The sequence below is a fragment of the Lichenifustis flavocetrariae genome, from assembly GCF_026130545.1.
GTDB classification, from domain to species: domain Bacteria; phylum Pseudomonadota; class Alphaproteobacteria; order Rhizobiales; family Beijerinckiaceae; genus Lichenihabitans; species Lichenihabitans flavocetrariae.
Genome location: NZ_JAMOIM010000001.1, coordinates 308,413 through 322,465 on the forward strand (window position 1 = coordinate 308,413; position 14,053 = coordinate 322,465).

The following is a 14,053-nucleotide window of genomic DNA, read 5'->3' on the forward strand; positions in this document are numbered from 1 at the left end:
CACTTTAAAGCAATCGACTGCGGCCATCGCTTCAGAAGCCTGAATTCGCCGATCAGGCGGTCATGCGCCGCATGGCCGCGATGATGTCTTGTTCTCTGTAGGGTTTTGGAAAAAATACACTTCTTGGCGGCAGCGGCACGCTGTCCGGATCGTAATAGCCCGAGGTCACAATGATCTCGATCGGAGGCCAGCGATCACGAATGGCGGCCGCAAGCTGCATCCCGTCCATTCCATTCGGCATGTCGATATCCGTGAAGACGATCCGGATGTCGGTACGGCTTTCGAGGATGCGAACCGCCTCGATGGCGTCGGCTGCCTCCACGACATCAAACCCCGCGTCCTCCACGAGGTCCACGGCCATCATGCGCAGGAGCGGTTCGTCCTCGACGACGAGAACGACTTGCTTCGTTTCGACGGGCTCGCTGGTCACGTTCGTCACGAGTGCCTGACCTGATCGAGAGGAGCTTCGAAGTCGGCTTCGAAGCCGGAGGCGGGGTAACGTAGCTCCACCCCGCCGGTTCCCACGAGACCCATGCGAATGAGTCGCGACCCGAACCCCCGGCGGCTCGGTTCGCGGGGTGGCGGACCGCCGTGCTCGCGCCACGCGAGGATCAACCTCGTATCGTCGCCAGCATCTTCGGCGTGCCACGAGATCTTCACGTGACCACCCTCACAGGAGAGCGATCCGTATTTCATGGCATTGGTCATGAGTTCGTGGAGCAACAGCGACAGGGAGAGGGTCGCGCGTGGTCCGAGTTCAATGGCCGGTCCGGACACTTGGAACCGCTCCGGCAACGTGAGCCTGAGCAATGTGGCAGTGGCGATCGTTTCGATCTTGGCCGCCGTCCAATTTTCGTCCAACAGGACGTCATGCGCGGTCGAAAGAGCGTGAAGGCGCCGCGTGAAGGCCTCGACCGCCTCCCGATCCGGCACAGATTTGAGCGTCTGCACGGCCACGGCCTGGACCATCGCGAGCGTGTTCTTCATGCGGTGGCTCAGCTCGTAATTGAGCAGGCGTTGCTGGTGCTCCGACTGGAGGCGAGCGACGCCGACTTCCAGCCGATCGGCCACGGCCCGGAGGAAGCCGACCTCTTCGGCCGTCCAGTGACGCGGGCGGCTGTCCTGGACGATGAACACCGACACTGTGCGGCCGCGCTCCCGCACAGGCATGTTGATCAAGGCGTGGATCTGAACGGCGAGCATCGGGCCCGGATCGGGAGCGGTCCGTGGATCGGTCCGGACATCTTCGATGATGAGCGGTTCGCCGCGCATGAGATCAGCGCGAATGTCGCCGTAGTCAGCGAACCGGTGTCGCCCTGCGATGCTGGACATCCCGGCAACCGTCCAATCCGGCTCGATCTCGACATATTCCGCAGTCGCGTCGAGCCTCCCGAAGCCGGCGCGCGTCACTCCCATGGTGCGGCCGACGATTTCAGCCGCGACCTGCGTCATCTGCGGCACGGTTTCGATGTCGCGCAGACGATCACCGAGTTCCAGCAGGGCTTCTTTCCGTGCTTCGTTGGCCCGGCGAGCCCGCTCGGCCAGGACCCGCTCCGTCACTTCGAGGAACAGAACCGCGAACGTGTCGTCGGTGATCTTGTGTGCCCGGCCTTCGTACCAGCGCGCCATATCGCCCGCCCGGCGCGTGAAGGTGATGGATCGGCCGTGGTCGACCACCTGTGCGAAATCTTGGATCCACTCATCCTCGATCCCGGGGAACACTTCACGAATGGTATGTCCGACGGCGTCCTGCGACGACACCCCGACGAGGTCGCCCCAGGCCTTGTTGACCTCCTCATAGCGCCAGTCGACGATATGGCCCACATCATCCCGGATCACACGGCCGACGATGAACCCTTCCCGAAGCCGTTCGAACAAGTCGCGCCAATACGCGTCCTTGATCTCGACGGCTTTGAGCGCGGCGACTTCGCTGACTTCCGTAAGGCCGGCCGTCGCTGCGGCGGAGAACAATTGCGTGATCTGCAGATCCCGCGCCGTGAAGGCATTCGGCAAGCTGGACTGCAGTTTCAGGACGCCCAAAACTTGGTCGCCCCGTGTCACGGGGGCCAACACGGCCGACCGCGATTTCAGCCGGAGCGCGAGGTCGCGATTGGTACGCGGATCGGCCAGCACGTCGGCCGCGAGGATCGGCGCACTTGCCCGGACGCAATGTCCCGCAAGACTGTCCGAGAGCCGCACCCGCTCGCCGACGAAAGGCGCGAGGGACCCTTGCACCGCCCGGTATTCCAGAATGTCGCCATCGACCAGTTCAAGCACACCGCCCTCGGCGGCCGGGACAGCCTGCATCGTGCCGGCCACCAGGGCGTTCAGAATGACGTCGATGTGTCCGCCAGCCGAAGCGATTGCGGCCTGCACGGTCGCAAAGGCGTTTCGCTCGCGCCGCGTGGTTTCCCGCTCTGTCAGAAGAGCATCGCGGCTCTGCAGGGATCGCCGCAGCTCCATCTGGCTCATGACCTGCCGGGCCAGCGCTTGCAGTCCGGTCAATTGCTCCTGCGTAAGCCCCGCGGGCCGGGGCAAATGATCGATGACGCACAAGGTGCCGAGCACGCGCTGATCCGGCGCCACGAGGGGAGCACCTGCATAAAACCGGAGGTGTGGATCGGCCGTGACGAGAGGATTGGCTTGCGTCCGCGGATCGAGAGTCAAATCCGGAATCTGCAGCACCGTTGTCTGGGCCAGCGCATGAGCGCAGACCGACTCGTTCAACGAGGTCTCGCACCGAGGGAAGCCGATGCGCGCCTTGAACCATTGGCGGCTCTGATCGACGAAGCTGATGAGGGCGACCGGCGTATGGCAGAGCTGGGTTGCCAGCAGCACGATATCGTCGAAGCCCTGCTCATCCGGCGTGTCGAGAATATTATAGCTGGCGAGGGCGGAGAGCCGTTCCTGTTCGTCGACAAAGAAGGGGTCGTCGATCGTGCCCGCCATATTCATGACTTCCGCACCTTCGAAAAGCGCCGCGATGCCACGCGAACCGGTTTGGCCTGCGCTGGTTGTTTCGGAGCATGCCGTGGACGTCCGGCTTGCCCGTTCGCGGCGCCGCCGCAATAAGCCACGCGAGGCACCAGGATTTTGCTCACACGCACGGCTCGGAATAGCGTCTCGGATAATTGGCGCGGCATTCTGCTTTAGCGCACGAATCAATCCAACACACAATGTTGGACGCGTAATCGGGTTAAAGTCAGCGCGCGCCGCTAGGCCGGGGACACCCGGAGCGCCGCCTCGTAGGCCAGCCGCACCCACTGCGCCATCTCGTCGGCATCGTCGAGTGCACTTTCGGGGACCGACCAATAGGGCATTTTGATCGGCTTCCCTTTGCGGCCCTCGTACGTCCACTGACGCGCCCCAGCCGCCTCGAACGCGATGGCGCTATCGGCATCGGCTTTGAGCAGGATCTCGCCCTTGAACTCAACCGCGACGATCAGGCCAGCGTGATAGATGCCTTTGCCGCCGAACATCCGCTTGATGGTCACCGGCCCGAGACGCGAGAACATGTCTTCGATATCGGCATTCGTCATGCGCTTGTCCTCGTCGGGGCCGAGGCTCCCTATCCGGAGTTTCGCCGACCTCAAAAACCGCGAACGCTAGAACAACCCAGCGATCAGGTTGATCGTCAGGGCCAGCACGGCCGTGTTGAACATGAAGGCGATCAATCCATGCACGGTGCCGATGCGCCGCAGGCGCGGCTTGGTGAAGGCGATATCCGCCGTCTGGCAGGCGACGCCGATCACCACGGCGAAATGTACGAAGTCCCAATTGTCGGGTTCCCGATCACCAGGAAACAGAAGCCCGCCGATCACATCGTCTTCTTCGGGCGTGGTCTTGTCGGGCGCGTAATATTCATGCGCGTAGTGCAGCGCGAAGATGAGCTGGGTCGTAAACCATGAGAGAGCGACCGTGACGAGCGCCAGGGCAACCCTGAGGTCCTTGATCAATCCCACCGCATTCTTGGCCCGCGACAGCTCCAGGCCGACGGCCCAGAGACTCGTCGAGGCTGCGATCAAGACCGCCACGATGATGATGCCCTGACCTTCATCGTGAGCCGCGACATGGGCCTTCAGGTCGGCCAGATCCTGCGTCCGCATGTGGAGCAGGGTGAGAGCCAGGAACCACAGGCAGGTCACGTCCCAGCACAGGATCGCCCGTGTGCTCGCCTCGATATGGGCCGGGACAACGCACGACAGGAGGAACAGGATGAAGCCGATCGCGATGCCGCTCGTCAGCCTCGGACGCGACACGAACGGCCGCAGCGACGGCACGATCCGACGACGGCGCCCTGACAGGGAAGTTGTGGCCGACAAGCTGAATCTCCGTCACACACGATCATGGCGCCCGATCTCGACGCGAGGGCGCTCCACCCTCTGGCATCTGTCGGCAAATCATTCTACATATGAATTGCGGAGCTGCGGGGTGCGTGAGGACATGTACTCCCGGGGCCTTATCGATTCCTGAGGGAGCTGTCCCTGACCTCGCTCGTGGGCTTGGTCACATGGCGCCCACCTACGCTGTAGGTTCCCGGGGTCGAAATCCCACGGCCACTGTGGCCCCGCACTTTATTCCTGGCATCTGAGGCGCTTGGAGAGGTCGACGAACGTCGTCGAGTGTGTCATCCCAGCCTGATGGCAGCTTCCTCCAAGACTGGGATCCGCGCTGAAGCTCTCGCGCGTCGCGCGGCTGTGTCGGACGCGGTACGTGACGCTTTCGCGTCCCGCCTCGCAACCATGGGCGCAAGCCTCGTGCGCAGCGAGCAAGACCCTTTCGCAGACCCGGTCGTGTCCCTGTTTCTGCCCGTGCGGGGCGAGCCCGACACGCGGCCCTTGATCGATGTCTTGGCTAAGGTCGGCCTCGTGACGTCCCTTCCGGTGCCGATCGCTCGAGGGGAGCCTCTCGTGTTCCGACGCTGGTCTCCGGGCGAGCCTCTGGAACAGGGGTCATGGGGCATCGAGCAACCTCCCGTCGAGGCGCCGACGGTCGAGCCGGATGTCTTGTTCGTGCCCTTGGCGGCCTTCGACCGGCGTGGGGCCCGCATCGGCTACGGGGCGGGCTATTACGATGCGACGCTGGCCGCCTTGCGCCGGAAGAAACACGTGCGGGCCATCGGGGTTGCGTTTTCCTGTCAGGAGGTCCTGTACGTTCCTGCCGAGGACCATGATCAGCCGCTCGACCTCGTCCTGACCGAGCGCGACGTCATTCTTTGCGAGATTTGAGGCTCCATGCGTCTCTTGTTCATCGGCGACGTCATGGGCCGCGCGGGCCGCGCCGCGATCACGACGGAACTGCCGAAACTCAAAACCGCCTTGAAGCTCGATGCCGTGGTGGTCAATGGTGAGAACGCCGCAGGCGGCGTCGGCATCACCGAAGCGATCTGTTCCGAAATCCTGGACGCTGGCGCCGATGCCGTGACGCTCGGCAATCACGCCTGGGACCAGCGCGAGGCGCTCGTCTTCATCGAGCGGCAGCCGCGTTTGATCCGCCCCCTCAACTACCCGCGCGGCGCGCCGGGGCGGGGTTGCAACCTGATCGAACTCGCCAACGGCCAGCGCCTGCTCGTCATCAACGCCATGGGTCGCGTCTTCATGGACACGCTCGATGATCCGTTCGCGGCGGTCGACCGCGAGGTGGAAGCCTGCCCGCTCGGCACGGCCTGCGACGCGATCCTGCTCGACATGCATGCCGAGGCCACGAGCGAGAAACAGGCCATGGGCCACCATCTCGACGGCCGCGTCAGCCTGGTGGTCGGCACCCACACGCATATTCCGACGGCCGATCACCAGATCCTTCCCGGCGGCACCGCTTATCTGACCGACGCCGGCATGACCGGGGATTACGACAGCGTCATCGGTGTCGAGAAGGAGGAGCCAATCCGGCGCTTCCTGACCAAGCTGCCCGGCAGCCGCTTCGAGCCGGCCAGCGGGCCTGCGACCTTGTGCGGCGTGATGGTGGACATCGACGACCGCACCGGCCATGCAAACCGCATCGCGCCGCTGCGCATCGGCGGTCGCCTCGCGCCGACGATGCCGGATTTTTAGCGCGGGTCCAAACCTCAAGCCCAGTTGCGCGAAGCGCCTCAGTTGGTCGCTGATCCAAATCGTAAGGTGCCGAGGGCTCATCCTGCGATAGGGAACACGCAGCCTCCATCAGGAGTGCGAAGGTCGATGCGCAGACCGGCTCGACCGCGAGCACGACGTCGAGTTCGGCGCGTGGATGCGTTTCGTTGAGGTAGAAATTCCACCTCTGCGAATCCGCCGGCCGGCGCCTGACATCACGCAATCGTGTGCGCCTGCGTCAGCGCGATTTGCATCGTGTCGTTAACCGTCACGTAGCTGGATCCTAGAGGGGGCTTCCACCTGGGGAGGAGGAAAGCCCAATGGCCCGCATTCGGACCTTGAGCAAGGTTCTGCTCGGCGCAAGCTGTGCAGCTTTAATGGTTGGTACCGCGTCTGCTGCTGTCATCACGAACAGGACGCCGGTGGATTTTACAGGCGGTTCGGTCAGCATTGGCTTCGGCACGCAGGACATCACGTTCAGCGATAACGGCACCAATATCTTCGATTTCAATCCGGTGAGCGTGGCGACAAGTGGCGGCGGTGCCGTAACGTACTCGTCTTTCTTTGGTGTGCCCTTTACTTATTTCGATGCGATCCGCGGCAGCGGCAGTCTGACGTTCGGCTCGACGGCAGAGTTCTCCAGCTTACCTGCTGCCACGGTTATTCCATACTCGGCGACGCCATTCATCATCGGTCTCGCCGACACCACCAGCAACGGCACGCACTACGGCTATGGCGAGTTCGCCGGCACGTCGCTTGTCTCCTACGGCTTTGAGTCCGTGCCGGGTCAGGCCATCACGATCTCAAACACGAGCCTGTCAGCCGTCCCGCTTCCAGCCTCTGCTCCGATGTTCGGTGCGGCCCTGCTGGCCTTCGCCGGTTTAGGCTACGGCGTGAAGCGCAAGAAGGCTGCCGCCTTGGCCTGATCTTCGGTCCCAGCCCGTAACTGCCGCCCGTGGCTCACGCTGCGGGCGTTTTGCTTTTGTTAAGGACTTGCGATCCCTGGCCAAGCTGCCCGGTAGCCGTTTCGAGCCGGCAAGCGGGCCTGTGGCCTTTTGCGGCATGATGGTGGAGATCGACGACCGGACCGGCCATGCAGACCGCGTCGCGCCGGCGATGCCGGATTTTTAGAAGGAGCAAGACTCGCAACAGCGCGATGGCGGCGCAATGCGCAAACCGGCTTCGGCAACTTCACTCGACTGTGAGGATGATGTCGAGTGAGCGGCGTGGATCATCCCGGCATTAGGTAGCAAACACACCAAGGGTAGTCGCTGCGTTGGTCAGTAGGGTAATTCGTACGCGGGAAACCGATGGCGCAGCTACGGAGTAGCCGTTCAAAACACCGACATTTTGTTCTTGCCAAAAAATTAAATTTAGGTAATTTTTTATCGCGGCGTTTTATGTTTTTTCAAGGTAAAAATTATGATGTAAAAAAACTTGTAGTGGTGGCTGGCGTGCTGTTTGCGGCAGCTTCGCCCGCGTCTGCCACAGTGCTGACGTTTGATAATCTCAGTGGCTCCGGTGTACTTGCGGATGGATATGGCGGCATAAATTGGGGTGGTATCTGGAATTACTACGATTCTGATCAGACCCCGTACACGCCTGAGTCTCCGCCCGAACGAATCTATGCCACACTTGGTACTCAGCTTCCGTCGTTTTCTTTCATCGCCGACTCGGTATTTAGTGGCGTCTATGTGTCTGGACTGGGTAGCGTAAGCGGACCAATTGGATTTAACCTTTATTTAGGTGGAAATCTGGTTGGAACTTCAAGTGGCACCGTAGATCCTTCGAGTACTCCTACTTTGCTTTCTTCGGCATATTTTGGTAAAGTAGATACTGTCCAGTTCACGGGGTCTGCTGATTATTATACTCTGGACAATGTCGCTTTCAACACCTCTACCGTCCCACTCCCGGCATCGGCCCCGATGTTTGGCGCAGCCCTCATGGCCCTTGGAGCTGTCGGCTACGGCATGAAGCGCAAGGCGAAGGCTGCGGCCTGATACGGTTTGGAAAGGTCTGTGCGCTAAGCGACAGACCGGCAAGTCAACACGAGGCGCCCGTAGCTCACGCTGCGGGCGTTTTTGTGTTGGGTAGAGTGGAGGAACGGCTCAGGCGTATCCTGACGCCTCACACGTCCTTCTTGCTCACCTCAGGTCCAACCCGCCGCCCGAAATCAACCGCCGCCGTTTCCTGTCCCTGCGCGATGATGCCCTTTCGGATCGCGCGGGTGCGGGTGAAGAGTTCGAACAGTCCGTCGCCGTCGCCGTAGCGCACCATGCGTTGCAGGGCCGAGAGGTCTTCGGTGAAGCGGCCGAGCATTTCGAGCACGGCGTCCTTGTTGTTCAGGAACACGTCGCGCCACATGGTGGGGTCCGAGGCGGCGATGCGGGTGAAGTCGCGGAAGCCGCCGGCCGAGAATTTCATCACCTCGGTCTGCGTGACCTCTTCGAGATGGGCCGCCGTCCCCACGATATTATAGGCGATCAGATGCGGGACGTGACTGGTGATGGCGAGCACCATGTCGTGGTGCCTGGGCTCCATGCGTTCGACCCGTGCCCCAAATCCCTCCCAGAGCCGGTGCATCGCGTCCGTGCCGGCCTCGGTCGAGCGCTCAAATGGCGTCAGGATGCACCAGCGGTCCTGGAACAGTTCGGCAAAGCCTGCATCCGGTCCGGAAAACTCGGTGCCGGCCACGGGATGAGCCGGCACGAAACAGGCCTGCGCGGGCAGATGCGGCAGCACCGCCTCGATCACCGCCACTTTGACCGAGCCGACATCCGACAGGATGGCGCCCTGCTTCAGATGCGGCGCGACGGTCGCGACGACGCGGCCGCTTTCGCCGACCGGGACGCACAGCACGACCGCATCGGCGTCTTGCACCGCCGCTTCGCTCGTCTCGGCCACGACATCGGCGATGTCGAGCTCGCGGACCCGCTGTCGGACCGTCGGGTCGGCATCCGTCACGACGATGTGCCCCACCTGACCGGCGGCCCGGGCCGCCCGCACCACGGAGGTGCCGATCAGGCCCAGTCCGATGACGGTCAGCCGTTCGAAGATCCGCTCAACCACGCGCCGACCCCGAGCCCTTCATGAAGTTCGCCAGGGTCTCGACGACCAGACGGTTCGCTTCCTCCGAGCCGATCGTCAGCCGCAACGAATCGGGCAGGCCGTAGGCCGCGACGCGACGCAAGATCAGCCCCCGGTCGAGCAGATAGGCGTCGGCCTCGGCGGCCGTGCGGCCCGGCGCGCGCGGGAAGGTGAGAAGCACGAAGTTGCCGACGCTCGGCGTCACCTCCAGGCCCAGCGCGCTCAGTTCCGTCGTGAGCCAGGCCAGCCACGTGTCGTTGTGGGCAAGCGAACGCTCGACATGGGCGACATCCGCGATGGCCGCGATGCCGGCTTCGAGGGCCGGCCCGTTGACGTTGAAGGGGGCGCGGATGCGGTTCAGCGCGTCGCAGACGGCGGCAGGCGCATAGAGCCAGCCGAGCCGAAGACCGCCCAGGCCGTGGATCTTCGAAAACGTCCGGGTCATCACGACGTTCTCGCTCTCGGACACGAGTTCGAGACCCGAGGAATAGTCGTTGGTGCGCACATATTCCGCATAGGCCGCGTCGAGCACCAGCAGCACATGCGGGGGCAGGGCGGCATGCAGCCGCTTTACCTCGGCGTGCGGCAGGTAGGTCCCGGTCGGATTGTTGGGGTTGGCCAGGAAGACCGCGCTGGTGCGATCGTTCACGGTAGCGAGAATCGCGTCGACGTCCGCCGTCAGCGCCGTCTCGGGCACCGTCACGGGGGTGCCGCCGGCCGATTGAACGGCGATCTTGTAGACGAGAAAACCATGCGCCGTGATGATGGCTTCCTGTCCCGGACCGACATAGGCGTGGGCCAGAAGCGTCAGGAGGTCGTCCGATCCGCAGCCACAGACGATCCGGGCGGGATCAAGACCGTAGCGCGATGCGATCGCCTCCCGCAGGCGGCGCGCCGAGCCGTCGGGATAGAGTTCAAGCGTGCTCGCCGCATCACGGAACGCCGCGATGGCGCTCGGCGCCGGCCCGAGCGGGGTTTCGTTGGATGACAGCTTGAACGTCTTGGCGCCACCCGTTGCCGCGCTCTTGCCCGGCACATAGGCGTCGATCGCCATCACGTTGGCGCGGGGGAGCGGGCGGGCGGGTGCCGAAGAAAACTCGGTCATGGAGAAGTCCGGTCGTCCGTGAAGGTCATGCGAGTTCGAATCGGGCCGCATGGCTGCCGACCGCGGTCACCGCGGTGGTGCCGGCAAACTCGGCCAAGGTGGCGCTCAGACGACCCTCCGGCAGTGTACCGGGCGTCGATAGCAACAGCGCCGCACCGTCGCTTTCGGCCGCGTGGCCCACGATCGCGCCGCCGAGCGTTGCCAAAGCCTCCGCAAGCCCCTCGCGCCAGCGGTCGAGCGTCACGGCGTGGAACACCACGTCGCGGGCGGCGGCTGCGGTGACCGGGCGGGCGATGACGAAGACCGGGATGCCGGCCGGATGATCAGGCCGCTCCACGAAAGGCAGGCGGGCGATGATCTTGGGCGCCTCGGGCGGCATCAAGTCGCGCCACCAGGCCGACTTCGCATTCTCGGCCCGAAGGAGGCCGAGGTCGCCGGCCGCAGCCGCCACCGCCCGGATGACGCCGTCGGTGCCGAAGTGGCTGTGCAACGGCACCGTGAAGCCGAAGTGAAAGCGGGCGCTGTCGCGCATCGCCGCATCGCCGCCCGCCATATCGGCATGAACCGCATAGGGGTTTTGGAGGAACGTGAAGGTCGAGATGATGACCCGCCAGATGCTCTCGACCGTGTCGAGCGGCAGCCGGCCCGTATGCCGCTCGGCCAAGCGCCGCATCATCTCGGCTTCGCGACCCGGCCGGAACGCCGAACCGCCCCCCTGGCGCGCCTTGATGGAGATCAACTGGTCGATGATGCCGCTGCGTTCGATCAACAGGGCGTGCATCCCGGCGTCGATCCGATCGATCTCGACTCGGAGATCGTCGAGTTGGGTGGCAATCGAGGAAGCGGCGGTAGGATCGGACAAGGCAGGTTCGGGCTCTTTCGAGGCCGATACGATCGGCCCGGATGCAACTGGGGTCATAGCGGCGGTGACCGCTTTTAGCAAAGGGCCTTTGCGTCGGCGCAACCGTATGGCTCCCCCTACCTCATTGGCCGACCAATAATAAATGGCGCCAAGATTCAGCTCTCCCGGCGCAGCTTGGTAAGTTGACGTTCACATCCGTCGGGGACAGTGCCTCGGAGAAGAAAGAGGCGTGAACATGCAGGCGGTCAATTGTGAAGGGTGCCAAAACGGCGTCGGCTTTGCGCTTCCGTTTTCGATGGCCTTTCAGCCGATTGTCGATGTCGAAGCCGGGTCGATCTTCGCCCATGAGGCGCTCGTGCGTGGCACGGACGGTGCTGGCGCCGGCAGCATCCTGTCCGCTGTCGACGAGGACAACCGTTACAGCTTCGACCAAGCATGCCGCGTCAAGGCGATCGAACTGGCCTCCGGTCTCGATCTGCAGAAGGACAACGGCTATCTGTCGATCAACTTTTTGCCGAATGCGGTCTACGAGCCGAGTGCCTGCATCCGCTTGACGCTCGCGACCGCCAAGCGGACTCAATTCCCCCTCGACCGGCTGATCTTCGAGTTCACCGAGAACGAGCGTCTCGATCCCGCGCATGTCCAACGCATCATCGCGAGCTACAAGGCATTGGGTTTCAAGACGGCGCTCGATGATTTCGGCGCAGGCTACGCGGGATTGTCGCTGCTGGCTCGTTTTCAGCCCGACATCATCAAGATCGACATGGACCTGATCCGCGGCATCGACACGAGCCGCGTGAAGCGCGTTCTCGTCCGCGCCATCGTCACCGCCTGCGCCGACCTCGGCATTTCCGTCCTGGCCGAAGGGATCGAGACGGTCGATGAATATGCGGCCTTGCGCGATTTGGGCGTCCGACTGCAACAAGGATATTTGTTCGCGCGGCCGGCCTTTCAGGCTTTGGCCATCCCGGCTTGGCCTGACGTGTTCTGACTCGCCGGCTCAGTCGGATCGACCGCAGTCATCGCTCCAACAGAAAAGGGCCGCTCCCAAGCTGGAAGCGGCCCCCGCATTGTCCGGCCTTCAGGCCGATCCTGGTGTCGGACCTACGCAGCCAAAACCGCGGCGGAGACAGAAATCCAGGCCTGGCCCTGCGGCTTGAAACAATGAGACACTGGATCACCTCCTTTCGTTGCGTTGCGATAAAGGGAGGATGCCTGCTTTCTCCCGATCCTGCAACCCTGTTGCGGCACGTCACTCATGTGACGTAAGGCCCCGCCAGGACGCTCAGAACGTATAGCCGATCCGGCCCCCGAAATTCGTCATGCCCGCATTGCGGGCGCAGAGATGGTCGTTGGAGATATGCTCGGCCGTGGCCATCACGCTCCAATGATCCGTGAGCTGATAGCCGAGCGTGGCCGATTCCCGGAACATGAGGTGACAACCCACGGCCGAGTAGCCGACAGGCGGCACGAACTGCGTGTGGCCATCGTTGTAGGAGCCGCCGAGCGAAATTTCACCGAACAACCGCTGATAGATCGGCACCGTCCAGGTGAGGCCGAAATAACCGTCGCTCGTCTTGCCGTCCGTGTTCAGATTGCCACCGACATGCAGGCGGGGGATGAGGTAGTTCCAATAGCCCGCATTCGTTTCCACGATCCGCGGGCTCAGGAGTTCCGCATTGAGGTCGACGCCCGAGCCTTGCTCCGGCGTGTCGTAGCCGTGGTAGAAGATGCCGCCGCGCACCTCGGACAAGACCCCGAACGGATAGGCATGGGCAGGCGCTTGCGGCGTCACATAGGACGCGGGCGAGGCTGGAAAATCCGCGGCATGGCCCAGCGTGGCCGGGAGCGCCAGGGCCAGAGCTGCCGTTGTCGCGATGGTCTTGACGAAACGCGTATTCAAAAGCAGCTCCTCGGCGAGTGAAACCGCCACGACATTGTTTAGCGGTACTCAGCGTCGAGCCGCTTGTCCATGCGTCCAGCGAGATCCTGGATAAATTGCCAGGCAGTGCGTCCTGAACGCGACGCTCGCGTGGTCGCCCATTCCAGGGCCTCTCCAACCAGTTGGTCGCGCGGCAACTCGAGGCCGAGCCTTGCCGCATAGGCGTCGATCATCGCGAGATAGTCGTCCTGCGAGCATTTGTGGAAACCGAGCCACAAGCCGAAACGATCGGACAAGGACACCTTTTCCTCCACGGCCTCGCCGGGGTTGATGGCGGTGGCGCGCTCGTTGTCCATCATGTCGCGCGGCATGAGATGACGTCGATTCGACGTCGCGTAGAAGATGACATTATCGGGCCGTCCCTCGATGCCCCCGTCGAGCACGGCCTTCAGGGACTTATAGGATGTGTCGTCCGTATCGAACGACAGGTCGTCACAGAACAGGATGAAGCGGCACGGCGCGTCGCGCAGCAGCGTCATCAGCGCCGGCAGGCTGTCGACATCCTCGCGGTGGATCTCGACGAGCTTCAGCGGCAGTTCAGACCCTCGCGCGCCGTTGACCGTCGCATGGACGGCTTTGACGAGCGACGACTTGCCCATGCCGCGTGCTCCCCACAGCAATGCGTTGTTGGCCGGGAGACCGCGCGCGAAGCGCTGCGTGTTGTCGAGAAGGATGTCTCGGACCCTATCGATCCCCTGTAGGAGGTCGAGGTCTACCCGGTTGACCTTTGGGACGGGCACCAGCCGCCCGGCCGTGGCCGAGAACACAAAGGCGTCCGCGGCTCCGAAGTCGGGCTGGGCCGGGGGGGTGGGGGTCAGGCGTTCGAGCGCCGCCGCGATACGTTCCAGCACCGGGAGCAGCGAATCCGTCATTGTCATTAGGCAATCCAGCGAGAGTCGAGCGCCGTCCTGGCGGTCGGTGTGAAGAGAAAAACGGAGTGGCGCGTCGCCAGCCGGGAACGCTGTCTCGCCGAATGCCGCGCGACATAA

General features: G+C 63.3%; 14 protein-coding genes and 1 other RNA gene. 6 read left to right on the plus strand and 9 right to left on the minus strand.

The window, feature by feature from the left end; translation table 11 throughout:
* Positions 1-52: 52 nt before the first annotated feature.
* The 4 genes from M8523_RS01420 to M8523_RS01435 form a co-directional block, all read right to left on the minus strand.
* Positions 53-439 carry a response regulator gene (locus tag M8523_RS01420; RefSeq protein ID WP_428349581.1) on the minus strand — a complete coding sequence of 129 codons (387 nt, stop codon included), beginning with the start codon at positions 437-439 and terminating at the stop codon, positions 53-55.
* Positions 436-2,955, minus strand: a complete 2,520-nt coding sequence (locus tag M8523_RS01425) for a GAF domain-containing protein (RefSeq protein WP_282583030.1) — start codon at positions 2,953-2,955, stop codon at positions 436-438. The genes M8523_RS01420 and M8523_RS01425 overlap by 4 nt, the downstream gene beginning before the upstream one ends.
* Before the next feature lie 260 nt (positions 2,956-3,215).
* On the minus strand, positions 3,216-3,539 hold the full coding sequence (locus M8523_RS01430; RefSeq protein ID WP_282583031.1) for a TfoX/Sxy family protein: 324 nt from the start codon (positions 3,537-3,539) through the stop codon (positions 3,216-3,218).
* 66 nt (positions 3,540-3,605) lie between these two features.
* The gene (locus M8523_RS01435) at positions 3,606-4,322 is read right to left on the minus strand and encodes a DUF1345 domain-containing protein (protein ID WP_282583032.1); all 717 of its coding nucleotides are present in this window, start codon (positions 4,320-4,322) and stop codon (positions 3,606-3,608) included.
* A gap of 96 nt (positions 4,323-4,418) precedes the next feature.
* On the opposite strand from M8523_RS01435, the gene ssrS reads away from it, so the two are divergent.
* The 5 genes from ssrS (at position 4,419) to M8523_RS01460 (ending at position 8,068) form a co-directional block, all read left to right on the plus strand.
* A non-coding RNA gene (gene ssrS / locus M8523_RS01440) (6S RNA) lies at positions 4,419-4,572 on the plus strand.
* A 68-nt stretch (positions 4,573-4,640) separates the two neighbouring features.
* Positions 4,641-5,228, plus strand: coding sequence for a 5-formyltetrahydrofolate cyclo-ligase (locus M8523_RS01445; protein WP_282583033.1), 588 nt, complete (start codon positions 4,641-4,643; stop codon positions 5,226-5,228).
* Positions 5,229-5,234: 6 nt separating this feature from the next.
* Positions 5,235-6,050: a TIGR00282 family metallophosphoesterase gene (locus M8523_RS01450; protein ID WP_282583034.1), complete on the plus strand. Its 816-nt coding sequence runs from the start codon at positions 5,235-5,237 to the stop codon at positions 6,048-6,050.
* Between the two features lie 338 nt (positions 6,051-6,388).
* Positions 6,389-6,994 carry a hypothetical protein gene (locus M8523_RS01455; protein ID WP_282583035.1) on the plus strand — a complete coding sequence of 202 codons (606 nt, stop codon included), beginning with the start codon at positions 6,389-6,391 and terminating at the stop codon, positions 6,992-6,994.
* A gap of 384 nt (positions 6,995-7,378) precedes the next feature.
* Positions 7,379-8,068: a hypothetical protein gene (locus M8523_RS01460; protein ID WP_282583036.1), complete on the plus strand. Its 690-nt coding sequence runs from the start codon at positions 7,379-7,381 to the stop codon at positions 8,066-8,068.
* 127 nt (positions 8,069-8,195) lie between these two features.
* On the opposite strand, the gene M8523_RS01465 is transcribed toward M8523_RS01460, so the two are convergent.
* Genes M8523_RS01465 through M8523_RS01475 form a run of 3 tightly spaced genes read right to left on the minus strand, consistent with a single transcriptional unit; the run spans position 8,196 to position 11,122 of the window.
* A complete protein-coding gene (locus tag M8523_RS01465; protein ID WP_282583037.1) occupies positions 8,196-9,137 on the minus strand; it encodes a prephenate/arogenate dehydrogenase family protein in 942 nt (313 codons plus the stop codon).
* Positions 9,130-10,260, minus strand: a complete 1,131-nt coding sequence (gene hisC, locus M8523_RS01470; protein WP_282583038.1) for a histidinol-phosphate transaminase — start codon at positions 10,258-10,260, stop codon at positions 9,130-9,132. Before hisC ends, M8523_RS01465 begins: the two co-directional genes overlap by 8 nt.
* Before the next feature lie 25 nt (positions 10,261-10,285).
* On the minus strand, positions 10,286-11,122 hold the full coding sequence (locus tag M8523_RS01475; RefSeq protein WP_282583039.1) for a chorismate mutase: 837 nt from the start codon (positions 11,120-11,122) through the stop codon (positions 10,286-10,288).
* A 235-nt stretch (positions 11,123-11,357) separates the two neighbouring features.
* On the opposite strand from M8523_RS01475, the gene M8523_RS01480 reads away from it, so the two are divergent.
* Positions 11,358-12,113 carry an EAL domain-containing protein gene (locus M8523_RS01480; protein WP_282583040.1) on the plus strand — a complete coding sequence of 252 codons (756 nt, stop codon included), beginning with the start codon at positions 11,358-11,360 and terminating at the stop codon, positions 12,111-12,113.
* 294 nt (positions 12,114-12,407) lie between these two features.
* On the opposite strand, the gene M8523_RS01485 is transcribed toward M8523_RS01480, so the two are convergent.
* Both M8523_RS01485 and M8523_RS01490 read right to left on the minus strand, forming a co-directional pair.
* The gene (locus M8523_RS01485) at positions 12,408-13,025 is read right to left on the minus strand and encodes an acyloxyacyl hydrolase (protein ID WP_282583041.1); all 618 of its coding nucleotides are present in this window, start codon (positions 13,023-13,025) and stop codon (positions 12,408-12,410) included.
* 38 nt (positions 13,026-13,063) lie between these two features.
* Positions 13,064-13,942, minus strand: coding sequence for an ATP-binding protein (locus tag M8523_RS01490; RefSeq protein WP_282583042.1), 879 nt, complete (start codon positions 13,940-13,942; stop codon positions 13,064-13,066).
* Between the last annotated feature and the right edge of the window lie 111 nt (positions 13,943-14,053).

What these genes read in the sequence shown, in the direction of transcription:
- M8523_RS01425 (WP_282583030.1), bottom strand. Translation starts at nt 2,955, where the DNA reads ATGAATATGGCGGGCACGATCGACGACCCCTTCTTTGTCGACGAACAG.
- M8523_RS01430 (WP_282583031.1), bottom strand. Translation starts at nt 3,539, where the DNA reads ATGACGAATGCCGATATCGAAGACATGTTCTCGCGTCTCGGGCCGGTG.
- M8523_RS01445 (WP_282583033.1), top strand. Translation starts at nt 4,641, where the DNA reads ATGGCAGCTTCCTCCAAGACTGGGATCCGCGCTGAAGCTCTCGCGCGT.
- M8523_RS01450 (WP_282583034.1), top strand. Translation starts at nt 5,235, where the DNA reads ATGCGTCTCTTGTTCATCGGCGACGTCATGGGCCGCGCGGGCCGCGCC.
- M8523_RS01455 (WP_282583035.1), top strand. Translation starts at nt 6,389, where the DNA reads ATGGCCCGCATTCGGACCTTGAGCAAGGTTCTGCTCGGCGCAAGCTGT.
- M8523_RS01460 (WP_282583036.1), top strand. Translation starts at nt 7,379, where the DNA reads ATGGCGCAGCTACGGAGTAGCCGTTCAAAACACCGACATTTTGTTCTT.
- hisC (WP_282583038.1), bottom strand. Translation starts at nt 10,260, where the DNA reads ATGACCGAGTTTTCTTCGGCACCCGCCCGCCCGCTCCCCCGCGCCAAC.
- M8523_RS01480 (WP_282583040.1), top strand. Translation starts at nt 11,358, where the DNA reads ATGCAGGCGGTCAATTGTGAAGGGTGCCAAAACGGCGTCGGCTTTGCG.
- M8523_RS01490 (WP_282583042.1), bottom strand. Translation starts at nt 13,942, where the DNA reads ATGACAATGACGGATTCGCTGCTCCCGGTGCTGGAACGTATCGCGGCG.